Here is a 24,671-nt window from a genome sequence, read left to right as displayed (position 1 = left end):
GGTAAAAGATGAAGATAGCAGTAATTCAAGGACCAAACTTAAATATGTTAGGTGTAAGAGAGCAACAAATTTATGGTCCAATGAAGTTAGAGCAAATTCACGCTCAAATGAAAGAAGTTGCAACACAAAACAATGTAGAGATAGAGTTTTTTCAGAGTAACCTAGAGGGTGAAATTGTAGATAAAATTCAAGAGTGTTTTGGTGATGCAAACGGTATTATAATTAATGCTGCAGCCTATACTCATACATCTATCGCTATTCGTGATGCAATTGCTGCTGTAAATCTTCCAACTATAGAGGTTCATATCTCTAACATCCACCGTCGTGAAGAGTTTAGAAAAGTTAATATGATTGCGCCGGTATGTACATCATCAATCGTTGGTTTCGGTCCTTTTGGTTATCATTTGGCGATGGTTGGAATGACTCAGATAATGAATGAGATTCAAGCAGCCCAAGAAGCTCAAAGAGAAGCTGCTCAAGCTAAATAGTTATGTATTTAAAATGTAAACTTAGTAATAGTTTAACAACTTTTAAAGGTTTGCATTTTAGCACTACATGTAGAGCTAAAAGTTTTCACCGTTATACAGCAACTGTAGGTGTAGGCGGAAATATAGGTGATGTTAAACGAAGGTTTGAACATTTGTTTGTTTATTTAAAAAAAGATAAAAGAGTAGAACTGTTGCAAACATCATTGATTTTGAAAAATCCTCCATTTGGTTTTAGCAGCCAAGATGATTTTTTTAATTCAATAATTGTTATGAAAACCAGTATGCAGCCTATGGTTTTTTTAGATTATTTAATGAGATTAGAGAAAAAATTTGCTCGCAAAAGAAGTTTTGCAAATGCTCCGAGGACATTAGATTTGGATATTATATTTTTTGATAATAGAATTATAAATAAACCAAAACTGCAGGTTCCACATGTGGATTGGTCTAAACGAGAAAGTGTGTTAATACCATTAATGGATATATATAGATGAAAATACTGACTTTTACTGGTAGAACACCATCAGACGCTCTTAAAAAAGCAAGGATGGATATAAACTACGATCATATGATACACATTGATACTAAAGAGGTCCAAAAAAAATCATTGGGCAGAGAAGCTATGTATGAGATTGTTATGGGAATAGAGAACAACTCTTCTCATAATACGTATGACAAAATAGGAAATAAAAATGAAGACGAGCGCCCTCTAACTCAAACGAGCGCAGATGTTTTATTTAATATTTCCAGAGAAGCTCGACAAATTTCAAAAATAGAAGAAATTAAAGACCCACTCTATGATTATCAAGAAAAGTCTCACCATAGTTCGCTTGAGCCAAAAGAGTTAAAGGCTATAAAATCAGAAATCTCAAAACTTGGTGATAAGGTTAAAATTATTCAAAATATGTTTTGGGAAGAGAAATCTCCAGAACTTGATAGAGCAATACCATCAGAGTTTGCAGAGATATACCGTCTCGCTTCTCAAAGCGGAATGAATAAAGAACACTTAGACTCCATTATGAGAATGACACTAGAGCATATGCCATTTAAGATGAGAGAGAATTCATCTACAGTTAAGCGCTATTTTCAAACTCTTTTGAGAAAGATGGTGCCAGTAAGAAGAGAAAGTAAGGCATCTGTAGGAAATAAAAAAGTTATTATGCTTGTCGGCCCGACAGGCGTAGGTAAAACAACATCAGTTGCCAAGCTTGCTGCAAGATATTCATATTTACTTGAGAAAAAGTATAAAGTTGGGCTGGTGGTTCTAGACACTTACCGAATTGGCGCCGTTGAGCAGCTAATGCAGTATGCAAGAATGATGAAACTTGGCATTGAGATTGTTGTTGATCCTCCTGAATTTTCAAGTGCTCTTGATTCACTAAGGTATTGTGATTATATTCTTATAGATACGATGGGTTCAAGTCCATACGACAAAGGTAAAATAAAAAAAATTTATGAGTGCCTTGAGGGAAACACCACGTCATACAGCATAGATGTGGTTCTTGTAATGCCAAGTTCTATTAAATATGAAGATTTAAAAGCTACATACGATAACTTCGATTCTCTAAACGTAGATACTTTGATGTTTACAAAATTAGATGAGACAAGAGGTTTTGGAAATATTTTTTCACTTGCGTATGAAACAAAAAAACCAATAAGTTACTTTTCAGTCGGACAAGAAGTTCCTGAAGACTTGGTAGTAGCAAGCAGTGATTTTTTAATTGAATGTTTGCTTGATGGCTTTAATCGGAGTAAAGCATGATGAATCATCAAGCTAAAAAACTCGAAGAGTTAGTTGCATCAAATAAAAAGAATAAATCTAAAAAGACTCGTTTTGTAGCCATTACCAGTGGAAAAGGCGGAGTTGGCAAAAGTACAATTAGTTCTAATTTAGCTTATGTTTTGTCTCAAAGCGGTCTAAACGTTGGGATATTCGATGCTGATATAGGTCTTGCTAATTTAGATGTGATGTTCAATGTAAAAATTAAAAAGAATATTTTACATGTACTAAAAGGTGAAGCTACTGTCTCTGATATTTTAATCCCTATTACTAGAAATTTAATTTTAATTCCTGGCGAGAGTGGTGATGAGATACTAAAGTATTCTAATCAAGCTCTTTTTGAGCGTTTTATGAGTGAAGCTGAAGTTTTAGACAAGCTGGATGTTATGATAATAGATACAGGTGCAGGAATCGGTGAACATATTAGAATGTTTATAGATGCGGCTGATGATGTAATAGTAGTCACTGTTCCAGATCCAGCAGCAATAACAGATGCATACGCTACCATAAAAACAATCGCCGCATTGCGTAACGATATTGGTCTTATCATGAATCAAGTAAAGAGTGAAAAAGAAGCTGTTGCAGTATATGAAAAAATTAAAAAAGTTGCATTAGCCAATATTGGAACAAATTTAGATCTAAAATTAATTGGAAAAATCAATAGTGATATTAAAGTTTCATCTTCAGTAAAGCAAAGAGCCCTGTTCAGTGCAAACTACCCATCTTCAGGCGTCCACAAAGATATAATAGCAATAGCTGATAAAATAAGCAAAAATTTGGAACGTAATATGCTTGTAACCGCTAGTGAAAGCGGATTATCAGGGCTTTTTAGACGTTTAGTAAAACATTTTTAAATAAATTTGGGGTAAATATAGATGCTAGGTGAGAATTTTGTACATTTTTTTACTGTTCAGGGTTTTTTTGTCGGAATTATTTTCGGTATTTTAAAATCATTTGATGCAGAGGGATTATTGTTGTATACATTTGTAATAACAATATTTTTCTATCTGTTTTCACACGTAATTATCGCATTTTACTATAGAACAACAACTATCAGAACATACATTTTCCCAAAAGATGTACATGAAAGACGACTGGATATATTTGTACGTGAAATTAACAACAGAGAAAAACTTATTGATTCAGCTGTCAAAATTACAGATGTTGCAATAAAAATGAATGCTCAAGATATGGAACTTAAAAATGCTTAGTATATACACCCAAGATATTAAGCACAAAGAGGACGAACTTGCCTTACAATATCTTCCTGCGGTTAAGGCAATGTCTTTTAGGCTCAAAGAGAGACTCCCAAGCTCTGTTGATTATATGGATCTTTCAGCTATCGGAACAGAAGAACTTATAAAATTAGCCAGAAGATATGATGAAAAATTAAATGATTCTTTTTGGGGTTATGCAAAAAAAAGAGTTTATGGTGCTATGCTTGATTATCTAAGAAGCTTAGATATAGTAAGCCGCGCCAGCAGAAAACTTATTAAGGCTATTGATTACGCTGTAGAAGAGTATAGAGTTACCAATGACGAAGATCCAACAGATGAAGAGTTGGCAGTTATCTTGGATGAAAGTGTAGAAAAAATACATGATGCTAGAATTGCTTCTACGATCTATGCGGTAATGCCTCTTCATGATCAACTTCATGTTGGTGATGAGGGTGCATCAATTGTAAAAATAGAAAAAGAAGAGCTTATTGATATTATTAAAACCGTTCTTGGTGAGTATAGCGAAAGAGAACAAATGATAATACAATTTTATTATTTTGAAGAATTGACGTTAAAAGAGATAAGTGAAATTTTAAATATTACAGAATCAAGAATTTCACAAATACACAAATCAGTTATTCACAAAATCAAAGAAAGTGTAGGGGCATAACAATGGCAGATATACTTTCACAAGAGGAGATAGATGCTCTTTTAGATGTTGTTGATGATGAAGGAGATGATGCCCTTGAAGGAACAGATAATGAGTTGGGTTATCAAAGACAGGTAACACTCTACGATTTTAAAAGACCAAATAGAGTTTCAAAAGAGCAACTTCGTGCATTCCGTGGTGTGCATGATAAAATGGCAAGATCTCTAGCCTCTCAAATATCTGCAATTATGCGATCTATTGTTGAGATTCAGCTTCATTCAGTTGATCAAATGACATATGGCGAATTTTTGATGTCACTTCCAAACCCTACAAGCTTTAATGTTTTTTCAATTAAACCGCTAGAAGGAAGTGGAATTATAGAGATAAACCCATCTATAGCTTTTCCGATGTTGGATCGTCTTCTTGGTGGAAAAGGTGAGCCGTTTGATGCAAGTCGTGAGTTTTCTGATATAGAACTAAGTCTGTTTGAAACCATACTGCGGGTTATGATGGCAACGCTTAAGGAGGCATGGGCCCCTGTTATGGATATATTCCCTGTTGTAGATTCTAAAGAGTCTAGTCCGAATGTTGTGCAGATTGTTGCCCAAAATGAGATAGTTGTAATGGTCGTAATGGAGATTATAATTGGACAAAGTTCTGGAATGATGAATATATGTTATCCTGTTATTGCACTTGAACCAATTTTACCAAAGCTAGCCAGTAGAGACCTAATGCTTAATGAAAGCACTAGTAGAAAAAAAAGCAGAAATACAGAGTTGCAAGTTCTTCTTGGCGGGGCAAAAGTTTCAATAGAAGCAATGCTAGGTACCACAGAAATTAGTTTGAGAGAACTTTTAGAGTTACAAAATGGTGATATTGTTAGACTCTCTAGTGCCGCTGATGATATTGTGACCTTAAGTGTTGATGGTAAAAATAGATTTAGAGGTCAAATAGGACTAAGAAGATTTAGAAAGTCTATTCAGGTTACAGATATAATAGATACTGAAAAAGATGCAGTAAAAAGAGCTTTAGAGAATTTTGAGACATCAAGAGAAGAAAAAATATCTGGCGTAAAAGCAATGATTGACAGAGACCAAGAGACAGCAGATGAGGAGTAGGTAATGAGTGATTTTATGAAACTGTTTGAAGATGAGACAGTTGGAACTGTTGAGGCATTAATTGGTCAAGCTCCTGCATTTAGTCTAAAAGAGGAGCAAAAACTAAGTATTGTTTCAAATATTATTCCTCCAATAGTACTTCTAAAAATCGCTATTAGCGGAGATGTTAATGCTTCAGCGATGTTAGCGCTAACGCCAAATCTAGCCACTACACTTTCAGATATGATGATGGGTGAAGAAAATAGTGACAGAGAAGATGTCAGTGAGGATGATTTAGATGCTGCAAAAGAGATAGCATCAAATATATTTGGAGCTATCTCAAACAGCCTTTCAGCCCAAAAAGAGCTACCAATACTATCTTTTAGTATAGATAGTATCGAATTGATACCAGAGGATACAGAGGTTTCTTTAGATAAATTTACTAAAATGTTTGTATATAACTTCAGTATTGGCAGTATGAAGTCTCTTTTTATGTTTATTATAGATGAAAATTTAGAAAATTCTATATTTGGTTTAAAGAAATCGTTTAAAGAAGATAATATTTCAAATGTTTCAAGTTCTTCACAAAGAAGTAGCTCAAATATTTCTTTTGACTGTGATGAAATGAATAATATATCACTAATAATGGATGTTAAGCTACCGGTTAAAGTCAGAATAGGAAAGAAAAAGATGCTTTTAAAAGATGTCCTAAATATGGATATCGGTTCGGTAATAGAATTAAATCAATTAGCTAATGATCCTTTAGAGATATTAGTTGATGACCATGTTATCGCTGAGGGTGAAGTTGTTATTGTTGATGGTAATTTTGGTGTTCAAATAACTTCAATCGGCACAAAAAAAGAGATATTAAATCAACTAAAATCATAGGACTGGATAAAATATAAATGCAACACAACAAAAACGATTTAATTAAAAAATATACAAAAGAGATAAAGTCAGGTGATGTTTGGAGTGTATTCAAAATAATTGCAGATTTTGTTAAAGGTTTTGATGAACTGGGGGAACTTGGACCATCAGTGACTATTTTTGGTAGTGCTAGAACAAATAAAAATGAAACATACTATAAAAAAGCACAAAAGCTTGCTTCACTTCTAGGTTCTAGAGGTTTTAACGTAATGACAGGTGGTGGTCCAGGTATTATGGAGGCAGCCAACAAAGGCGCACATAAGCATGATGTTGAATCAATTGGTTTAAATATAGACCTCCCTTTTGAGCAGGTTGCAAACCCATACACTTCAAAAGAGCTAAGTTTTGATTACTTTTTTTCAAGAAAGGTAATGTTAGTTAAATACTCTATTGCATATGTGATTTTCCCTGGCGGCTATGGTACGTTAGATGAACTGTTTGAGGCATTAACACTAATACAAACTAGAAAAGTAACAGGTGTGAAAGTTTTCATAGTCGGAGTTGACTTTTATTCACCATTAATGGATTTTATAAAAACTAAGTTGTTAGTACATGGTATGATTGATGAAGAAGATATAGATTTAATTAGTCTAACAGATGATTTAGAGTGTATTGCCAATGATATTGAAGAGTCTTTATTGGAACAAATTCGTGTACTAAAAGAGGTTGGATTAGGAGATACTTCATATTATAAATCACTTTTAGAGTTCTCTTTAGATAAAAATATAAAAAAGAAATAGAGACCTCATTATGAAAAAAAAAGTATTAGTAGGTATGAGCGGTGGAGTTGACTCTACTATATCTGCTTTACTTTTAAAAGAAGATGGTTATGAAGTAGAGGGTTTGTATATGAAACTTCATTCAAATCCTGGATATCATGAAATTCACCTTGCCCGCGCACAAAAAGCTTCTGACTTTGTTGGAATCAAACTCCATGTATTAGATTTACAAGAAACATTTAATGAAAAAGTATTTAAACCATTTGTTGATACATACGCCCAAGGGAAGACACCAAATCCATGTGCTTTATGCAACCGAAGTTTAAAATTTGGCGAGATGGTCTCTTTTGCAGATGAAATTGGAGCTGACTATATAGCGACAGGTCATTACATAAAAACAGATGGAGAATATTTTTATGAAGCCAGCGATGATACAAAAGATCAAAGCTACTTTTTATTTTACGTGCAAAAAAAGATTTTAACAAGATTACTTTTTCCTCTAGGAGATAGAAAAAAAAGTGATATTAAAGAATTGGCCGCATCCATTTACGGACTAGAGTCATTTGCTTCTCAGGGAGAATCAAATGAAATATGTTTTGTTGACACTACATACACTGACGTGTTAAAAGATTATGTTGATGTAGATAAAGTTGGTGAAGTCTTAGATATAGATGGAAATGTCGTAGGGGAGCATAAAGGTTATATGCACTATACAATCGGCAAAAGAAAAGGTTTTACAGTAAAAGGCGCACACGAACCACATTATGTGATAGAGATAGATGCAAAAAAAAATCAAATTACTGTTGGTAAAAAAAATGATCTTCTCTGTAATAGTGTTGTCTTAAGTAATCTTAATATGTTTACAGATAAAACTGAGTTTGATACAACGGTAAAATTGCGCTTTAGAACAAAAGCGGTGGAATGTAATGTCTCTATAAAAGATGATAAAGCGTATGTTACGCTAAAAGAGAGTGTTTTTGGTGTTGCAAAAGGTCAAGCGGCTGTATTTTATGATGAAAATAAATTAATTGGCGGCGGCTGGATAGAGCAAAATTAAACGCGTTAATCTTCAAAAAAACTATACTCTCTAAAAAACTACACATAACTTTCAGCGATTAAGAAATAACTAAGCACAACTTGCCTATAATTCCCATCCACAAACACAGAGACCTTAAGTTAAGGCCTAGAGAGACTTCGAGTAGAAGCTTTTGAATATGTTTGAGATCATTGAAAACTAAGCAAGTAAACAGACGAAATAACTAATATAGTTTAGTTAGTCACTATAAGTTTACTTAGAAATAACTAATATAACAACAACCGTCTATTCTGTTTGGTCTATAGCAATATAGATACCCAATAGAAATAGATACTATACAAAAAGTCCACTAGCTATTTATAGCGAGTGGCAACAAAGCCAATGATTTAATAATCTTGGGCAATGATCAGTAATGCACAGCAATGTGTTCTTTACATAATTAATTATGGAGAGTTTGATCCTGGCTCAGAGTGAACGCTGGCGGCGTGCTTAACACATGCAAGTCGAACGATGAAGAAGAGCTTGCTCTTCTGATTAGTGGCGCACGGGTGAGTAATATATAGTTAATGTACCTTCAAGACCGGGATAGCCATTGGAAACGATGATTAATACTGGATATACCTTCTCTACTTAAGTAGAGTTGGGAAACGTTTTTTCGCTTGAAGATCAGACTATATCCCATCAGTTTGTTGGTGAGGTAAGAGCTCACCAAGGCAATGACGGGTAGCGGGTTTGAGAGGATGATCCGCCACACTGGTACTGAGACACGGACCAGACTCCTACGGGAGGCAGCAGTGAGGAATATTGCACAATGGGGGAAACCCTGATGCAGCAACGCCGCGTGGAGGATGACGCATTTCGGTGTGTAAACTCCTTTTATGAGTCAAGAAAATGACGGTAGCTCATGAATAAGCACCGGCTAACTCCGTGCCAGCAGCCGCGGTAATACGGAGGGTGCAAGCGTTACTCGGAATCACTGGGCGTAAAGGACGCGTAGGCGGGTTGGAAAGTCAGGTGTGAAATCCTACAGCTTAACTGTAGAACTGCACTTGAAACTTCCAACCTAGAGTATGGGAGGGGGAGATGGAATTAGTGGTGTAGGGGTAAAATCCGTAGATATCACTAGGAATACCTAAAGCGAAGGCGATCTCCTGGAACATTACTGACGCTAAGGCGTGAAAGCGTGGGGAGCAAACGGGATTAGATACCCCGGTAGTCCACGCCCTAAACGATGAACACTAGTCGTCGGGATGCTTGTCATCTCGGTGATGCACTTAACAGATTAAGTGTTCCGCCTGGGGAGTACGGTCGCAAGATTAAAACTCAAAGGAATAGACGGGGACCCGCACAAGTGGTGGAGCATGTGGTTTAATTCGAAGATACGCGAAGAACCTTACCTAGCCTTGACATTGATAGAACACACCAGAGATGGAGTGGTGCCCTTCGGGGAACTTGAAAACAGGTGCTGCACGGCTGTCGTCAGCTCGTGTCGTGAGATGTTGGGTTAAGTCCCGCAACGAGCGCAACCCTCGTCCTTAGTTGCCAGCAGGTTAAGCTGGGCACTCTAGGGAGACTGCCTTCGCAAGGAGGAGGAAGGTGAGGACGACGTCAAGTCATCATGGCCCTTATGGCTAGGGCTACACACGTGCTACAATGGGGCGTACAGAGAGTTGCAATACCGCGAGGTGGAGCCAATCTCACAAAGCGTCTCTCAGTTCGGATTGAAGTCTGCAACTCGACTTCATGAAGCTGGAATCACTAGTAATCGTAGATCAGCAATGCTACGGTGAATACGTTCCCGGGTCTTGTACTCACCGCCCGTCACACCATGGGAGTTGATTTCACCCGAAATTGGGAAGCTAACCTTCGGGGGGCTACCACTTACGGTGGAATTAGCGACTGGGGTGAAGTCGTAACAAGGTAACCGTAGGAGAACCTGCGGTTGGATCACCTCCTTTCTAGAGTAAAGTCAATCATTCATTTGAATTGACATACAAAGAAAATCTCACGAGAGATAATATTAGTTATTAGTTTGTTTGCTTGCTTAGTTTTCAGTGATTTGAGTTCATTTGAATTTTGTAACACACTTTAGGGCCTATAGCTCAGCTGGTTAGAGTGCACCCCTGATAAGGGTGAGGTCCCTGGTTCAAGTCCAGGTAGGCCCACCATTCAAAACAAATTTTCAAGTTTAATAAAAGAACTAACATTAGTTTTTCTATTAGACTTCAAAGTCTATCGTTCATTAAATTATTATTGTCAAAGTCAACATATATAAAAGATAAAAGAATTTATTCAATTATTAATTATATTAACTAAATAACTACAATCAACAGTACACTGACTTGCTTTAAGTAGAGATACATTAAGTAAGGTAGTGAACGCAAATTAGAAAAAAAGATATTAAGGGCCATAGGTGGATGCCTTGGCTAGTAGAGGCGATGAAAGACGTATTAGGCTGCGATAAGCCTCGGGGAGCTGCCAAAGAGCTTTGATCCGGGGATTTCTGAATGGGGCGACCCAGCATGGCGCGAGTCATGTTACCCTACGGGGGGCGAACTCAGGGAAGTGAAACATCTCAGTACCTGAAGGAAAAGAAATCAAACGAGATTCCCATAGTAGCGGCGAGCGAAATGGGATTAGGGCACTTAGTGATAATATATTTGTTAGCCGAACACTTTGGAAAGAGTGGACATAGAGGGTGATATCCCCGTAAGCGAAAACATTTATATGGTACTAGACTAAGGAACGAGTAGGTCGGGACACGTGTTATCTTGACTGAATATGGGGGGACCACCCTCCAACCCTAAATACTACTACTAGACCGATAGCGAACAAGTACCGTGAGGGAAAGGTGAAAAGGACCGCGGTGAGCGGAGTGAAATAGAACCTGAAACCTATGGCTTACAATCATTCGGAGCACTATTGTCGTAAGACAAGTGTGACGGACTGCCTTTTGCATAATGAGCCTGCGAGTTGTGGTATCTGGCAAGGTTAATCAAACGAGAAGCCGTAGCGAAAGCGAGTCTTAATAGGGCGAATTAGTCAGATGCTGCAGACCCGAAACTGAGTGATCTATCCATGAGCAGGTTGAAGCTGGTGTAAGAGCCAGTGGAGGACCGAACCCGTAAAGGTTGAAAACTTTTGGGATGACTTGTGGATAGGGGTGAAAGGCCAATCAAACTCAGTGATAGCTGGTTCTCTCCGAAATATATTTAGGTATAGCCTCGAGCATTAGCATGAAGGGGTAGAGCACTGACAGGGCTAGGGCTGCTTACCGCGGTACCAAACCCTATCAAACTCCGAATACTTCATGTGTAACCTCGGGAGTCAGGCGGTGGGTGATAAAATCCATCGTCGAGAGGGGAACAACCCAGACTAGCAGCTAAGGTCCCAAAGTCTTGTCTAAGTGGAAAAGGATGTGAAGTTGCTGTGACAACCAGGAGGTTGGCTTAGAAGCAGCCACCCTTTAAAGAAAGCGTAACAGCTCACTGGTCTAGCGATTTTGCGCCGAAAATATAACGGGGCTAAGACAAGCACCGAAGCTCTAGATTCATAGTTTACTATGAGTGGTAGGAGAGCGTTCCATTCAGCGTTGAAGGTACACCGGTAAGGAGTGCTGGAGCGGATGGAAGTGAGCATGCAGGCATGAGTAGCGAGAAAAGAAGTGAGAATCTTCTTCGCCGTAAACCCAAGGTTTCCTACGCGATGCTCGTCATCGTAGGGTTAGTCGGGACCTAAGTCGAGTCCGAAAGGGGTAGACGATGGCAAATCGGTTAATATTCCGATACCGACGGTTGTTCGTTTGAGTGATGGGGGGACGCATAGAGTTAATCGAGCTCACTGATGGAATAGTGGGTCGAAGGACGTAGGTCGACAAATAGGAAAATCCGTTTGTCATTCGACCGAGATCTTACAGGCTCTGCAATGGCTTCGGCCAGCGCGGAGAATCGATGATACTGTCGTGCCGAGAAAAGCCTCTAAACGAGAACAACCGTTGCCCGTACCGTAAACCAACACAGGTGGGTGAGATGAGTATTCTAAGGCGCGTGGATGAACCATTGTTAAGGAACTCTGCAAACTAGCACCGTATCTTCGGTATAAGGTGTGCCCTATTTGTTAGGAGATTTACTCTCCAAAGCATTGACGGGTCGCAGCAAAGTGTCCCTCCCGACTGTTTACCAAAAACACAGCACTCTGCTAACTCGTAAGAGGATGTATAGGGTGTGACGCCTGCCCGGTGCTTGAATGTTAAATGGATTTGTTAGCTCTGCGAAGCATTGAAATGAAGCACAAGTAAACGGCGGCCGTAACTATAACGGTCCTAAGGTAGCGAAATTCCTTGTCGGTTAAATACCGACCTGCATGAATGGCGTAACGAGATGGGAGCTGTCTCAACAATGGATCCAGTGAAATTGTAGTGGAGGTGAAAATTCCTCCTACCCGCGGAAAGACGGAAAGACCCCGTGCACCTTTACTATAGCTTGACACTGCTATTGGGATATTCACGTGCAGGATAGGTGGGAGCCTTTGATTCATAGACGCCAGTTTATGATGAGGCATCCTTGAGATACCACCCTTGAATATTCTGATAGCTAACTCGGTACAATTATCTTGTGCGAGGACAATGTCTGGTGGGTAGTTTGACTGGGGCGGTCGCCTCCTAAAAAGTAACGGAGGCTTACAAAGTTCGGCTCAGGTGGGTTGGAAATCCACCGTAGAGTATAATGGCACAAGCCGGACTGACTGTGAGACATACAAGTCGAGCAGAGTCGAAAGACGGTCATAGTGATCCGGTGGTTCTGTGTGGAAGGGCCATCGCTCAAAGGATAAAAGGTACGCCGGGGATAACAGGCTGATCTCCCCCAAGAGCTCACATCGACGGGGAGGTTTGGCACCTCGATGTCGGCTCATCGCATCCTGGGGCTGGAGCAGGTCCCAAGGGTATGGCTGTTCGCCATTTAAAGCGGTACGCGAGCTGGGTTCAGAACGTCGTGAGACAGTTCGGTCCCTATCTTCCGTGGGCGTAGGAACGTTGAGGAGAGCTGACCCTAGTACGAGAGGACCGGGTTGGACATGCCACTGGTGCACCAGTTGTTCTGCCAAGAGCATCGCTGGGTAGCTACGCATGGATGAGATAACCGCTGAAAGCATCTAAGCGGGAAGCCAACTCCAAGATGAACGTTCCCTGAAGTACGCTTGAAGACTACAAGCTTGATAGGCTGGGTGTGTACGCATAGTAATATGTTTAGCTGACCAGTACTAATAGTACGTTTGTCTTTTTTTACAGTTCTTTGAATAGAACACAACTTCGTTCACTACCTTACTTAGTGTAAACACACTATTTAATGAACCGTGCACTGATACAGTTATTTAGCAAAATGTTGACTTTACAATAATCTATACTAGAAATAGTATAAACACTCACTTTAATTGACTCTAGCAGTCAAATGTAAGAACATCTAGATGTCTTTACACTTGATTGTCTAGGTGGCTATAGAGAGAGGGAAACGCCTGGCTCCATTCCGAACCCAGAAGCTAAGCCTCTCATCGCTGATAATACTGCATCTTTCAGGTGTGGAAATGTAGGTCGCTGCCTAGTTGATCAATTTACTTCTTATCTTTACAAATAATCAAATTTATCTCAATCAAATCAAATTTTTTATATAATTTTTTCAATTTAATCACTTAGGTTTTTTATGCTTTTAAACAAAGAATGGTCACTATTATTACAAAATGAGATGCAGCTTCCTTATTTTAAAAAATTACAAGGTTTAGTTGAGCAAGAGTATAAAACTAAGAGAGTCTTTCCGGAATATGGAAATATATTTAGAGCTTTTAATTTAGTATCTCCGGAAAAAATAAAAGTTGTAATTATGGGTCAAGATCCATATCATGGAGTAAATCAAGCAAATGGATTGGCTTTTTCAGTTTGTGATAGTTGTAAAATTCCTCCATCACTTAATAATATTTTTAAAGAATTAGTAGATGATATAGGCTGTGCAATTCCTGCAAATGGGAATCTTACTCAATGGGCAAAAGAGGGAGTTCTCCTTATAAATAGTGTTCTTACTGTTGTAGAATCAAAACCTAATTCTCATAAAAATATTGGCTGGGAAATATTTACAGACTGTGTAATTAAAAAGTTGTCATTTGAGTATGAAAATATTGTTTTTATTTTATGGGGCGGCCCATCACAAAAAAAAGAGTCTATAATTGACACCACGAAGCACTGTGTACTAAAAGCTCCGCACCCTTCACCGCTATCTTCATATAGAGGTTTTTTTGGCTCTAAGCCATTCTCTCACTCAAATAACTATTTAAGAGAACATAATAAAAAAGAGATTGACTGGTGTCTCACTTCACAAAAAACTTTGCTGTAACTGCTAAGTGGTCTGAGTAGCCTTTACCTTTGTGTTTTTGTATATTGCCGCGTGAGAGTTGCCATCTATAAATATTTTTCTTTTTAAATAGATATTTTGCATCAAAGTTCGATGCAGTGCTATTTATATATGAGATATCTTTTTTATTTAAGAGTGATTGAGATATCAATATATTATCTAACGCCTCTTTTTTACCTCTAAATATGTATGAATACCTATCTGCCACCTCCACGTCATACCAAAGATTGTAAAAATTATCTTTTATATATTTAACATAAGAAGCTTTTTGATTTTGTTTTATACTTTTTAAAACATGATTAATAGCTGTCTTCCCATTTGTATCATTATGTTCTCTTTTTTTTATAAATTTTATATACTCTTCATAGTCTGAATTGAAATCTCCGACTAAGATAATATTTTTCTCATACCCTATCTCTTCAACCCTTTTTTTTAGAGCTTTTGCAGAGACTATTCTCATGCTCTCTGGTCCGGCTTTTGATTTCCAGTGATTTACAAATATATACAAATCTTTGCCATTTATATTAAATTTTGTCTCTAGTATATTTCTATATATATAGGATGATGTAACACTGACTTCTTTGGAATATAAAATAGGTATTTTACTTAGTATTGCTACTTTTATATTTGTATTTTTCTTATCTGCTATCTTATAGTATTTGTAATACAAACCGCCCTGAGTAAGGGTTGTTCTTAAATCTTTTAGTGCTTCAAGTGAACCTACCTCTTGTAGAGCAATTATATCAGCATCAATATCTTTTATGACTCTTGCAATATTTTGGAGTTTTATTCTGTAGTTTTTTAAGTTCCAGTTTGATTTAGAATTTGGGATATACTCCCCATATCTATTTTGACCATTCTTTAAATCAAAAAGATTTTCAATATTATAAGTTGCAATCTTCAAAGTGGTTTCTCCATATATCAACGAAATAAATAAAAATAAAAGAGCAACAATGCGCACTATTTAATGCCATTGAGTCTTAATAAATTGTCTGGATTAGGTTCTCTTCCCATAAGCTCTTTAAAGAGTACACCCATACTTTTTGCACCACCACCGTTAAGTACTACATGTAGATATTTTTTTGCCGTATTTGAGTCAATTATACCCTCATCAACTACACTGAAAAAGGCATCCGCACTTAAAACTTCAGCCCATTTGTAGCTGTAGTAGCCAGCTGCATATCCACCTGCAAATATATGTGAAAAACCATTTTGGAACTTATTGTAACTAGGCGTTTTTATTAGTGCTGTGTCTTCTCTGATACTATCTAGTAAATTTTGAACTTCATCACCTTGATAGATTTTAGAGTGAAGCTTAAAATCAAATATAGAAAATTCCAGCTGTCTTAGCATACCTGATGCAGAAAGAAAGTTTTTACTTCTAACCAGTTTATCGATCATTTCGTCTGGAATAATTTCTCCAGTTTCGTGATGGATTGCAAATAGTTTTAAAACATGAGGCTCATAGGCAAAATTTTCTAAAAACTGTGATGGAAATTCAACCGCATCCCACTCAACCCCATTGACGCCGCTAACCTCATTTTCGTCTACATTACTCAACAAATGATGAATTGCGTGACCCATCTCATGAAATAGAGTAACTACATCATCATGTCTAAGTAGTGAAGGATTTTTTTCTTTAGAAGGCGGAAAATTGCACACAATGAATGCCGAGGCTAATTGCTCATCTCCATTTTCATCTTTGCAGTGTGTTTGGAAATTATGCATCCAAGCGCCACCTTTTTTGCTCTCTCTTGCTTCTAAATCTAAATAAAGTCTGGCAACAAGTTTATCTTCTACATGTAGATTGTATGAGAATGCTTTTTTATCCCATAACTCTTCATCCACTTTTTCAAATTTAATTCCAAATAGTCTGTTTAAGAATTCAAACATACCATTAACTACACTTTTTTGCTCAAAATATGGACGGTAAAGCTCTTCATCTAAATCATATTTTTCTTTTTTTAGGATTTCACTGTAATAAGCTGTGTCAAAACTTTGAAGAGGTTCTTTGGCGATACTTTGAAGCTCTTTTAGCTCCTCTTGTGCTTGAGCTTTTGAGTTTATAATTAGTGTTTGGAGAAAATCAACAACACTCTTTTCATTTTTTGCCATTTTGCTAGCCAAGGAGTAAGAGGCATAGTTATCAAAGCCTAAAAGATTGCTCATCTCATTTTTTAGACTTAGAAGTTCATCAATAATTATTGCATTTTCCGGCGATCTTGTTACATAAGCTTTATATAGTTCTTCTCTTATTTTTGCATTTTTACCATATGTCATATAGGCAATATATGATGGCATTTGAAGTGTAAACTTATATTTTGTTTTTCCATCCTCTTCAAACTTTGCATTTTCTATGTCGCTTTGTGGTAATCCTTCTATGTCTTTTTCGTCTGTAATTATGTATTTATAGGCATTGGTGGCGTTTAAAAGATTTTGAGAAAAATTATTTGAGAGCTCACTCTTTTTTATATGTATCTCCTGAAGCCTCTCTTTGGTTTTTTCATCCAGGTGTGCACCACTGAGTTCAAAGTTCAAAATATTAAGTTCTATAACCCTTTTTTGCTCATAGTTTAGTGTCTCTTTTTCATTTTTTTCAATCTCTTTATATGCCTTGTATATATCTATGTTTTGAGATAATTTTGTTGAGTACTCTGTGATAATTGGCAAAGAATCTGCATATATATCTTGTGTTTTATCAGAATTATTTACTGAATTTATATGAGACAGAGGAGTAAAGAATTGTTCTAGATACTCTTCCATCATTTGCAATGGTTTTACAAAGTTTGTATATGTTTTTTGTTTTATTTTTAGAAGTTTTTCTACATGTAGATTATTAGCTTTTATTTTTTTATTTAAATCACTTATAAAGTCATTTAAATTGACTTTAACACTCGCAAAGTTTGACATTTTTTTCCTTGATTATTTTAAATATTATACATATTTTCAAGTAGTATAATACTTGCTTGAGCATTATAGTGTCCTGAATGTTTATCTCAATGTGATATAATTATTATAAATAAAGTTAAGAGGGTTTTTTATGAATTTTTTGAATTTAAAATTAGTGATAATATTATTTGCAATAACATTTAATTTAATAGCATCAGATATAGAAAAAGGTGCAAGAGCGTATATTAATAAAGATTATGCAGGTGCGTTTACTATGCTTGAGCCATTTGCAACCAATGGTGATGAAAGAGCTCTTTATATGCTTGCTAACATGTATTATGCCGGCAAAGGTACAAATCAAGACAAGCAAAAAGCAGTTCTTTTTTGGCATAGAGCAGCAGAGGGCGGTTTTTTGCGTGCGGAGTATAAACTTGGTAATGCTTACTACAAAGGTGAAGGGGCTAAGTTAGATAAAGCCAAAGCCTTTGAGTGGTATAAAAAATCAGCAATTCATGGAAGTGCAAAAGCACAAATGCTACTTGCGTCAATGTATGATTCTGGAGATGGAGTAGAAAAAAATCAAGGTGAAGCTTTGCTCTGGTATGAAAAAGCTGCAAATAGTGGTAATTTAGGAGCACAGTTTCTTTTGGCAATGAAGTATGAAAAAGGTGAAGGGGTTGACAAGAACTTAGAAAAGTCATTTTATTGGTACAAAAAAGCAGCTGATTCAGGCGATGCCGGAGCACAATCTTTTTTAGCTAGTATGTATGAGAGCGGCAAAGGCGCATCTGGAGATTTTAAAAAAGCATTTTATTGGTATGAAAAATCTGCAATGCAAGGATATACGAGATCTGAGCACAGGCTAGGATTGATGTACTATGATGGGGTTGGGATGCCTGTAGATAAAGAAAAAGCACAATACTGGGTTAAAAAAGCTGCTGACAAGGGGGATATAATGGCACAGTCTTCTCTTGGTGCAATCTATTGTAAAATAAATCAAGACCACAACCACGCAGAAGAGGGGCATAACCACTAAGAGTAATCTTTTTAATCCTCTTCATCCCTTTTTTGTTGCACGGCGCCATATTTGTTTATTAAAATATCATCATATTTATTTGAGTATTCTAATAACCTTTCAAGCGCTACTTTCCCTTCTTTTAGAGTTAAGGATGAGTCTATAATAAGGTATGATAGATATATGCTGTTCTCGTTTATAGAAAATCGCAGATATGAGAGTTTTTGATTTTCATTAAGCAAATAATCATATATTTCATCTATATTTTTATTTGGAATAGCACATAGTTTTGTTTCGCCTATAATAATACCATTCTCATAATAGCTTATCTCTACCCTTGCGGTTCCGCTATCAATTCTCCAAGATGCCTGACTTCTTCTTGCTAAAGTGACATTTATATTTAATGAGGCAAGTATATCTTCCATCATTTTTGTGGCACCTGTTGGAATATAGCCTTTTCTTCGTTGTTTTGCTACTTGAAGTTTAACTCCGCAAACGGGGCAATAGTCATTGACAATATCCTCTTCATTAGTGAGATTTTTACATGATGGACATTTAATAATATTTTCTTTGTTCAATTTTTTGAAATTTTCAAGTGCTTCTTTAACATAAAAATAGGGGAGTGAAAAACCTAAATTATTCGCATTTTGAATTATAAAAGTATTTACACCTATAACATCTCCATCGGCATCAAGGAGAGGGCCACCGCTGTTTCCAGGGTTTATAGCTGCATCAATCTGTATATACTCTAAATCACCTTGAAGCCTTGATGCCCTAGAGACTATACCTTCGGTAGCAGTGTAGTTTAGTCCGTATGGGTGACCGATAGCTATAGTGCTATCTCCATTTTCCACTATTTTTGTTGTAAGTTTCAAAGGATTTTTTGGTGATTCAAAGTTAAAGCTGATAAATGCTAAATCATAGTATGGATCATCATAAACAACTTTAGCGATAGTCCTTTGAACCTTTTTAGAACTTATTACGACCTCTTTTAGTCCAGAGACTACATGTGAGTTAGTTATGATTAAATCATCTATAATAAAACCGGTACCGGTTCCATAAGGCGTCATAATCTGTATGATATTTTCAATATATGTTTCGAGGATTAATTGAGTATTCATAATTTATATCTCCTCAAAGTTTAAATTTTGTAGTTGAAGGTAGAAACTATTGTTAAATTCATTCATAGAATTGAAGTTAAGTTTATTGCCAAAAGGTTGTAACAGTTTAAATTGGTTCTGATAAGGGGCAATTGCATCCTCGATTTTTGAAATAATAGCCCTTTTAGAAAATGATTTATCCTCTTCATCATATAGTGTAGCATAACCAAGTGCTTTGAAAAACTTAGGATATTGGATAGCAATAAGTGTATGAAGTAGCTCTTTTATAACTGGGTGAATACCATAGTTGTAAAGAATATAAAATGCTATATATCTGTAAATAGTAGGAATTATTTGTCTATATCGATTGTTTTTATACCATCTTATTTTTATGAGTGATTCATTTATGAAGTTGTTAATCTCTTCATTTGATGCTCTCTCCGTTGGGTTGAAGGTATATCTAGCATTATAAAAATTCTTACTAAACTCTTCAATACTTGTCTCTTGAAGTACTTCCAAATACTGTTTTAACTCATCATTTCTAGATTCGGGAGTAGTATTTTGCTCACCAAAGTACTCTTGTACTTTTTTAGTTATGTTTTGATAGATATTATATTTTGGTACAAGAAGATAATCGATTTTAAAAAGGGCAGTTAAATATATAAACGACTGCATACCTGTATTGTCATTTGATGGAAGTGTTTTAACTTTTTTATCTAGTTCTTCTATCCACTCTTTTAAAAAATCATATTTAATTTTTATTTCATCTTCGCTCAGCTCTTTTAAATGTGCTATATCTTCGAGCTCCATATCTGGAAATTCGTGTCTGATATATTCTTTGTCAAAGTCGGCATTTAGAGCTAACTCTCTTAAAGGGAAAAATATTTTTTGAGGACTCATGGTTATGTTATCGTGGAAAAGTTTTAGTTTTATATACTCTTCGTCAGTAAAGTAGCTAGCATAGGTAAATTGATAGTTTCTCTCAAGTATTTTTCTTTTTAGGGCAACATTTGCTTTGTCACTTTTCACCATAATCACTTCTGCATAAAGCTTTTCATTGGTTATTGTGCCGATGATTCTTGCACTTCCTTGGTAGATTTCAAACTCTAACTTATCATCTTCTATTTTAGTTATTATATTTTCATTTGAGATATCGTTTGTGAAGTTTTCAAGAGATTCAAAAAAGTACTTATATGCATTTATAATATCTTTTTTTTCAAATGCTTCATAAGACTTGTTAAACAGTTCTTCTTCTTCAGGATGCAGATTTGAATTTATACCTCTTCCAAAAGGGTGTCTATGTTGAGTGCTGTGTTCAAAAAAATTAAGCCAGTTCATTTGCCTACTTTATAATATTGATTTATGAATTCATCCATGTTGAGAGTATGAAATTTATAAGTGTCATTATAATAAAACCACCCTTATAAAACGCCAAAGGTGAGTGTTCTATAAGTGAAGTGGTACTGTTAAATTTTCTTTTTTGTAAAATATATAAATAAACCCAATGCCAGTATTAAGACAGAGACTCCGCCAATAAGGTAAAAGGCATGAACCATATGCGAGTAATCATCTATAGCAATTTTAAACACTACCATAAGAGATTCTATAAGCATGGCTATAATAATAGTAATGGAAAATTTTGTCAAAACCTTATACTCAGCATTGGAGTTTTTTGAGTAGCTTTTAAAAACCACTTCTTGTGCAAAAACAGTTTTTGCAAGATCAAAAATTGCCAATCCAAGAGTAAGTGCAATAACAGGTTTAAAAATCAACTCTATTGTCAAGCCCTCTTTAAAAAGAAGTGAATTTATAAATTCATACATCGCATAACCAATCGTAAAGAGTGCTAAAACCATCATAATACTTGCAGTAATGAAGTAAAAACTTTTACTTACAAGGTTAAAGCCATTGTGAATTTCAATCAAACCAAGTCTTTTAAGCAGGGCGGAGATGTTAAAATCTAAAAAATATATTTTGCCATTCTCTTTTTTAGCTACCGTAATACAAGTCTCACCTGTAGCACTGCTTATATACGCTTTAGATATTGCAATGTTAGTAGAGTCAAACTGCACTTTTTCAAGCAGATAGTTTCTATCTCTGCCTATTGGTATATCGCTTGTTTTATTTCTATATATATTTTGGGACAGCTGAAGCATACTCTCTTCATCGCAAACATACATTAACTCCAAAGATGGGAAAACTTTAAAAACATTGATAAACTTTTTGTTTTCTCTCTCACTTAGATTTCCAAGATTGAAAATAGTTTCTACTAAAAAATTTTCTATATCCTTGATGTTGTTTTTATATATATCCATAAACTCTTGCATGCTATTCCTTGTTCTTTAAATTACTACGTTGACATTTTCTTAAATCTGCATTTTTAAAATGTCTTTAAGAAATTATACGATTAAAAATATACTTAATAAGCAATGTATTGATTAATATTTATACAGATAATCTTAACTTTACATTAAACTTATACTAATATAATGGCATTAGTTTAATTGGAATGAGTTTTGTACAATGATAAAATCTGTGTGTGGTTATTGCGGTGTTGGTTGTGGGTTGGAGTATGATGAGAGTAAGCTTATCGGTGATGTTGCATATCCTGTAAATGAGGGGAAGTTATGTTCAAAAGGTGTATCAGAGCTTGTAAGCATTGACACATCGACAAGACTTCTTAGACCACAGACAAGAGATAGCATAGACGATGAGTATAAAATTAGCTCTTGGGGCGACTCTATTAGAGCTATTGCCGAGAAAGTAAAAAAAACTAAACCTAAAAAGATAGGTTTCTATCTCTCGGGACAACTTTTAACAGAAGACTACTATATTGCAAACAAGTTGGGAAAGGGTTTTATAGGTACGAATAATGTAGACACAAACACCCGTACATGTATGTCTAGTGCAGTTGTTGCTTATAAAAAATCAATCGGGGCAGACTTTGTTCCCCTTAGAATGGAAGATATTTTTAAAAGTGACCTTCTTATCCTCACGGGTGCTAATACCGCCGAATCACATGTATTGTTTCACAACCAGATAAAAAAGGCTAAAAAGCAGGGGCTAAAAGTTATTGTGATAGACCCTAGGTATACCGAAACTGCAAAAATTGCTGATTTATACCTTCCCATAAAAGCCAGCGGTGATATAGACTTTTTCAATCTAATCTCAAAGCGGTTGATTGATGAAGAGATGTATGACAAAGAGTTTGTAGACTTACATGTAAACAATTTTGAACTCTTGCAAAACAAGTTTAAAAGAGTTCCTGTAACTAAAATGCTAAAAAGAACCGGATTGAGCAAAGAGCAGTTTGAATGGTTTTGGATGTTTTATAAAAACAGTAAAAATATTATAACAGCATGGACCATGGGTCTTAACCAGTCTGTTCAGGGCGTTGATAAAAATTTGGCACTTATAAACACTCATCTTTTAACTGGAAAAATATTTAAACCTGGAAACGGGCCACTTAGCCTTACCGGTCAGCCTAACGCTATGGGTGGCAGAGAGGTTGGAGGTTTGTCCACTATGTTGGCTGTTCATTTGGGTTTTGATGTAAAGTCTATAAATAAAGTATCAAAGTTTTGGTGTACAAATAAAATTTATAGCAAGCCTGGGCTTACTGCAACGCAGATGCTTGAAGCAGATTTGGATTTGCTTATAATTTGTCACACCGACCCAATCTATCATCTCCCAAACAGACATAAGATGGAGAAGTTAATTAAAAAAATTCCTATGGTTGTGGAGATAAATGCGTATGACAATAGTGAGACTTCTAACTTTGCCCATATAAGATTACCGGCAGCTCCATGGGGTGAAAAAGAGGGTACTCAGACAAACCTAGATAGAAGTATTACAAAGCAAGAGAAGCTCTCTCGAACTTCTATTGATTGTAAAGCTGATTGGCAAATATTTCAACTTTTAGCATGGGAGCTTGGCTTTGAAAAAGAGTTTAGTTATAAAAATACAAAAGAGATTTTTCAAGAGTATCAGGAGATGACAAAGTTAAACGATTATATGGATATTCATTTTGCAAATTATGATGAGTTGTCAGATAAACCTTTTGTTTGGGGTGAAAATATCAAAGGCTTTTTAACAAAAGATAAAAAAGCAAATCTTCATTTTGTTGAGAACAGACTGCTGAGCGAGAAAACAAGTATAAAATACCCTTTTGTTCTTTTGACAGGTCGCACAAGGGACCAGTGGCATAGCGGCACAAAAACAAATCTGCCAAAAACACTGCAAAAGTGTAAAGCACTTGAATTTGTAGAGATAAATAGCGAAGATGCAAAATTGTTAAATATAAAAAGTGATGACATAGTAACGGTCACATCGCTCAGAGGAACAATAACTACTGTAGCTGTGGTAACTGATGACATAAACAGAAAAACTATTTTTATGCCAATTAGTAATAGAGATATAAATTATTTAACCAATGATTTACTAGACAGTGAGTCTTTGCAACCTGACTATAACTACAGTGCAGTGAAAATCACTAAAGTATAAGAGAGAGAGCGGTTTAATTTTATTACTGATTTTATTTAAAAAAGATGTATAATTGCGCACTCAAATTATTGGTTCACTTTAGTAGAACCTTTGGGTCAAAAGAGATACCAAAAATTGGTATTTCAGGTTTTTTTGGCTGTGTTTGGTAATGTTTATCAAACGGTAATCTCACGTAGAATAATTTATTTATGAGGGCGTAATGAACGTTTCTGATGTAGTGTTTGAAATGGAACTTGGTGGCGTTGATGAAGCAGATATTGCTGATATCGTTTTACTTTGCGAGGACAAAGGATTTAATCGTAATTTTATAGATGAAGAACTAGTTAAACTAGGTTATCCAAAACTTTTTACTATAGATTATGATGCATATAATGAATACGATGGTTGGGAAGATGATGAGTATGACTCAGTTCAAAAATTTCCACACAAACGTAGTTATACTGACTAGAAAGAAACAAATATGACAAACAAAGAACTAATTAGTGCTTATTACCAAATGTGGAATGATAAGGACTTTGACAAAGCAAATATAATTTGTGACAAAGATATTCGCTTTAGAGGCTCACTCGATATTACAGCGAATGGGATAGATGGTTTTAAAGAGTATGCACAAATGTTGATTGGTGTATTCCCAAACCTTTATCATGCTGTAGAGATGTCGGTATATGAAAATGATATGGTGGCAATTTATGTTACCTATACAGGCTCTCATGAAGGTGCACTATTTGATTATGCACCAACTGGTAGACGAATATGTTATTCTGGCGCTTCTTTTTTCCAAATAAGAGACGGTAAGATAATGAGCATAAATATATTAGGTGATTTAAACTCACTTCATAAACAACTTAGCGAGTAA

General features: G+C 35.9%; 20 protein-coding genes, 1 tRNA gene and 3 rRNA genes. 19 read left to right on the top strand and 5 right to left on the bottom strand.

Going from position 1 to position 24,671, the window contains the following annotated elements; all coding sequences use genetic code 11:
- Nucleotides 1-8: 8 nt before the first annotated feature.
- From aroQ to HUE88_RS08920, 15 genes are all read left to right on the top strand, one after another.
- The gene (aroQ, locus tag HUE88_RS08990) at nucleotides 9-488 is read left to right on the top strand and encodes a type II 3-dehydroquinate dehydratase (protein ID WP_194368374.1); all 480 of its coding nucleotides are present in this window, start codon (nucleotides 9-11) and stop codon (nucleotides 486-488) included.
- 2 nt (nucleotides 489-490) lie between these two features.
- The gene (folK, locus tag HUE88_RS08985; RefSeq protein WP_194368373.1) at nucleotides 491-979 is read left to right on the top strand and encodes a 2-amino-4-hydroxy-6-hydroxymethyldihydropteridine diphosphokinase; all 489 of its coding nucleotides are present in this window, start codon (nucleotides 491-493) and stop codon (nucleotides 977-979) included.
- Complete coding sequence (gene flhF / locus HUE88_RS08980) at nucleotides 976-2,247, top strand: flagellar biosynthesis GTPase FlhF (protein ID WP_194368372.1); 1,272 nt, start codon at nucleotides 976-978, stop codon at nucleotides 2,245-2,247. Before folK ends, flhF begins: the two co-directional genes overlap by 4 nt.
- Entirely contained in the window at nucleotides 2,244-3,119 is an 876-nt protein-coding gene (locus tag HUE88_RS08975) for a P-loop NTPase (RefSeq protein WP_272872700.1), read from the top strand. Before flhF ends, HUE88_RS08975 begins: the two co-directional genes overlap by 4 nt.
- 21 nt (nucleotides 3,120-3,140) lie before the next feature.
- Nucleotides 3,141-3,476: a hypothetical protein gene (locus HUE88_RS08970; RefSeq protein WP_194368371.1), complete on the top strand. Its 336-nt coding sequence runs from the start codon at nucleotides 3,141-3,143 to the stop codon at nucleotides 3,474-3,476.
- Nucleotides 3,469-4,152, top strand: coding sequence for an RNA polymerase sigma factor FliA (locus tag HUE88_RS08965; RefSeq protein WP_194368370.1), 684 nt, complete (start codon nucleotides 3,469-3,471; stop codon nucleotides 4,150-4,152). Before HUE88_RS08970 ends, HUE88_RS08965 begins: the two co-directional genes overlap by 8 nt.
- A 2-nt stretch (nucleotides 4,153-4,154) precedes the next feature.
- Nucleotides 4,155-5,249, top strand: coding sequence for a flagellar motor switch protein FliM (fliM, locus tag HUE88_RS08960; protein WP_194368369.1), 1,095 nt, complete (start codon nucleotides 4,155-4,157; stop codon nucleotides 5,247-5,249).
- A gap of 3 nt (nucleotides 5,250-5,252) precedes the next feature.
- The gene (gene fliY / locus HUE88_RS08955) at nucleotides 5,253-6,116 is read left to right on the top strand and encodes a flagellar motor switch protein FliY (protein WP_194368368.1); all 864 of its coding nucleotides are present in this window, start codon (nucleotides 5,253-5,255) and stop codon (nucleotides 6,114-6,116) included.
- Nucleotides 6,117-6,133: 17 nt separating this feature from the next.
- Nucleotides 6,134-6,895, top strand: a complete 762-nt coding sequence (locus tag HUE88_RS08950; RefSeq protein ID WP_194368367.1) for an LOG family protein — start codon at nucleotides 6,134-6,136, stop codon at nucleotides 6,893-6,895.
- 10 nt (nucleotides 6,896-6,905) lie between these two features.
- Entirely contained in the window at nucleotides 6,906-7,931 is a 1,026-nt protein-coding gene (gene mnmA / locus HUE88_RS08945; protein ID WP_194368366.1) for a tRNA 2-thiouridine(34) synthase MnmA, read from the top strand.
- Nucleotides 7,932-8,352: 421 nt separating this feature from the next.
- Nucleotides 8,353-9,868 (top strand): 16S ribosomal RNA (locus tag HUE88_RS08940).
- A gap of 133 nt (nucleotides 9,869-10,001) precedes the next feature.
- A tRNA-Ile gene (locus tag HUE88_RS08935) sits at nucleotides 10,002-10,078 on the top strand.
- Between the two features lie 222 nt (nucleotides 10,079-10,300).
- Nucleotides 10,301-13,194: ribosomal RNA gene (locus tag HUE88_RS08930) — 23S ribosomal RNA — on the top strand.
- Between the two features lie 199 nt (nucleotides 13,195-13,393).
- Nucleotides 13,394-13,509 (top strand): 5S ribosomal RNA (gene rrf, locus HUE88_RS08925).
- Together the 16S, 23S and 5S rRNA genes with 1 tRNA gene alongside form the textbook arrangement of a ribosomal RNA operon.
- A 97-nt stretch (nucleotides 13,510-13,606) precedes the next feature.
- Nucleotides 13,607-14,290, top strand: coding sequence for a uracil-DNA glycosylase (locus HUE88_RS08920; RefSeq protein WP_194368365.1), 684 nt, complete (start codon nucleotides 13,607-13,609; stop codon nucleotides 14,288-14,290).
- Here HUE88_RS08920 and HUE88_RS08915 read toward each other — a convergent pair.
- Nucleotides 14,265-15,212 (bottom strand): endonuclease/exonuclease/phosphatase family protein, encoded by a 948-nt coding sequence (locus tag HUE88_RS08915; RefSeq protein ID WP_229860060.1) that lies wholly within the window; start codon nucleotides 15,210-15,212, stop codon nucleotides 14,265-14,267. The two genes, HUE88_RS08920 and HUE88_RS08915, sit on opposite strands and share 26 nt — an antisense overlap.
- Before the next feature lie 56 nt (nucleotides 15,213-15,268).
- A complete protein-coding gene (locus tag HUE88_RS08910) occupies nucleotides 15,269-17,218 on the bottom strand; it encodes a M3 family metallopeptidase (RefSeq protein WP_194368363.1) in 1,950 nt (649 codons plus the stop codon).
- Between the two features lie 130 nt (nucleotides 17,219-17,348).
- On the opposite strand from HUE88_RS08910, the gene HUE88_RS08905 reads away from it, so the two are divergent.
- A complete protein-coding gene (locus HUE88_RS08905) occupies nucleotides 17,349-18,233 on the top strand; it encodes a tetratricopeptide repeat protein (RefSeq protein WP_194368362.1) in 885 nt (294 codons plus the stop codon).
- An 11-nt stretch (nucleotides 18,234-18,244) separates the two neighbouring features.
- On the opposite strand, the gene HUE88_RS08900 is transcribed toward HUE88_RS08905, so the two are convergent.
- From HUE88_RS08900 to HUE88_RS08890, 3 genes are all read right to left on the bottom strand, one after another.
- The gene (locus tag HUE88_RS08900) at nucleotides 18,245-19,333 is read right to left on the bottom strand and encodes a trypsin-like peptidase domain-containing protein (RefSeq protein ID WP_194368361.1); all 1,089 of its coding nucleotides are present in this window, start codon (nucleotides 19,331-19,333) and stop codon (nucleotides 18,245-18,247) included.
- Between the two features lie 3 nt (nucleotides 19,334-19,336).
- Nucleotides 19,337-20,650 (bottom strand): hypothetical protein, encoded by a 1,314-nt coding sequence (locus tag HUE88_RS08895; RefSeq protein ID WP_194368360.1) that lies wholly within the window; start codon nucleotides 20,648-20,650, stop codon nucleotides 19,337-19,339.
- Nucleotides 20,651-20,778: 128 nt separating this feature from the next.
- The gene (locus HUE88_RS08890; protein ID WP_194368359.1) at nucleotides 20,779-21,639 is read right to left on the bottom strand and encodes a PDC sensor domain-containing protein; all 861 of its coding nucleotides are present in this window, start codon (nucleotides 21,637-21,639) and stop codon (nucleotides 20,779-20,781) included.
- Nucleotides 21,640-21,835: 196 nt separating this feature from the next.
- On the opposite strand from HUE88_RS08890, the gene HUE88_RS08885 reads away from it, so the two are divergent.
- The 3 genes from HUE88_RS08885 to HUE88_RS08875 all read left to right on the top strand — a co-directional run bounded on the left by HUE88_RS08885 (nucleotide 21,836) and on the right by HUE88_RS08875 (nucleotide 24,671).
- The gene (locus HUE88_RS08885; protein WP_194368358.1) at nucleotides 21,836-23,815 is read left to right on the top strand and encodes a molybdopterin oxidoreductase family protein; all 1,980 of its coding nucleotides are present in this window, start codon (nucleotides 21,836-21,838) and stop codon (nucleotides 23,813-23,815) included.
- A 199-nt stretch (nucleotides 23,816-24,014) separates the two neighbouring features.
- Nucleotides 24,015-24,263 (top strand): hypothetical protein, encoded by a 249-nt coding sequence (locus HUE88_RS08880; RefSeq protein ID WP_194367503.1) that lies wholly within the window; start codon nucleotides 24,015-24,017, stop codon nucleotides 24,261-24,263.
- A gap of 12 nt (nucleotides 24,264-24,275) precedes the next feature.
- Nucleotides 24,276-24,671: an ester cyclase gene (locus HUE88_RS08875; RefSeq protein ID WP_194368357.1), complete on the top strand. Its 396-nt coding sequence runs from the start codon at nucleotides 24,276-24,278 to the stop codon at nucleotides 24,669-24,671.

This window comes from Candidatus Sulfurimonas baltica, from assembly GCF_015265455.1.
GTDB lineage: Bacteria > Campylobacterota > Campylobacteria > Campylobacterales > Sulfurimonadaceae > Sulfurimonas > Sulfurimonas baltica.
This window is presented reverse-complemented; position numbering and strand designations above follow the sequence as displayed.

Excerpts from the sequence above, each read along its gene's own strand:
- HUE88_RS08965 (WP_194368370.1), top strand. The coding sequence starts at position 3,469 with ATGCTTAGTATATACACCCAAGATATTAAGCACAAAGAGGACGAACTT.
- fliM (WP_194368369.1), top strand. The coding sequence starts at position 4,155 with ATGGCAGATATACTTTCACAAGAGGAGATAGATGCTCTTTTAGATGTT.
- folK (WP_194368373.1), top strand. The coding sequence starts at position 491 with ATGTATTTAAAATGTAAACTTAGTAATAGTTTAACAACTTTTAAAGGT.
- HUE88_RS08905 (WP_194368362.1), top strand. The coding sequence starts at position 17,349 with ATGAATTTTTTGAATTTAAAATTAGTGATAATATTATTTGCAATAACA.
- flhF (WP_194368372.1), top strand. The coding sequence starts at position 976 with ATGAAAATACTGACTTTTACTGGTAGAACACCATCAGACGCTCTTAAA.
- HUE88_RS08975 (WP_272872700.1), top strand. The coding sequence starts at position 2,244 with ATGATGAATCATCAAGCTAAAAAACTCGAAGAGTTAGTTGCATCAAAT.
- HUE88_RS08920 (WP_194368365.1), top strand. The coding sequence starts at position 13,607 with ATGCTTTTAAACAAAGAATGGTCACTATTATTACAAAATGAGATGCAG.
- HUE88_RS08910 (WP_194368363.1), bottom strand. The coding sequence starts at position 17,218 with ATGTCAAACTTTGCGAGTGTTAAAGTCAATTTAAATGACTTTATAAGT.
- mnmA (WP_194368366.1), top strand. The coding sequence starts at position 6,906 with ATGAAAAAAAAAGTATTAGTAGGTATGAGCGGTGGAGTTGACTCTACT.
- HUE88_RS08890 (WP_194368359.1), bottom strand. The coding sequence starts at position 21,639 with ATGCAAGAGTTTATGGATATATATAAAAACAACATCAAGGATATAGAA.
- aroQ (WP_194368374.1), top strand. The coding sequence starts at position 9 with ATGAAGATAGCAGTAATTCAAGGACCAAACTTAAATATGTTAGGTGTA.
- HUE88_RS08880 (WP_194367503.1), top strand. The coding sequence starts at position 24,015 with ATGAACGTTTCTGATGTAGTGTTTGAAATGGAACTTGGTGGCGTTGAT.
- HUE88_RS08895 (WP_194368360.1), bottom strand. The coding sequence starts at position 20,650 with ATGAACTGGCTTAATTTTTTTGAACACAGCACTCAACATAGACACCCT.
- HUE88_RS08900 (WP_194368361.1), bottom strand. The coding sequence starts at position 19,333 with ATGAATACTCAATTAATCCTCGAAACATATATTGAAAATATCATACAG.
- fliY (WP_194368368.1), top strand. The coding sequence starts at position 5,253 with ATGAGTGATTTTATGAAACTGTTTGAAGATGAGACAGTTGGAACTGTT.
- HUE88_RS08950 (WP_194368367.1), top strand. The coding sequence starts at position 6,134 with ATGCAACACAACAAAAACGATTTAATTAAAAAATATACAAAAGAGATA.
- HUE88_RS08885 (WP_194368358.1), top strand. The coding sequence starts at position 21,836 with ATGATAAAATCTGTGTGTGGTTATTGCGGTGTTGGTTGTGGGTTGGAG.
- HUE88_RS08970 (WP_194368371.1), top strand. The coding sequence starts at position 3,141 with ATGCTAGGTGAGAATTTTGTACATTTTTTTACTGTTCAGGGTTTTTTT.
- HUE88_RS08875 (WP_194368357.1), top strand. The coding sequence starts at position 24,276 with ATGACAAACAAAGAACTAATTAGTGCTTATTACCAAATGTGGAATGAT.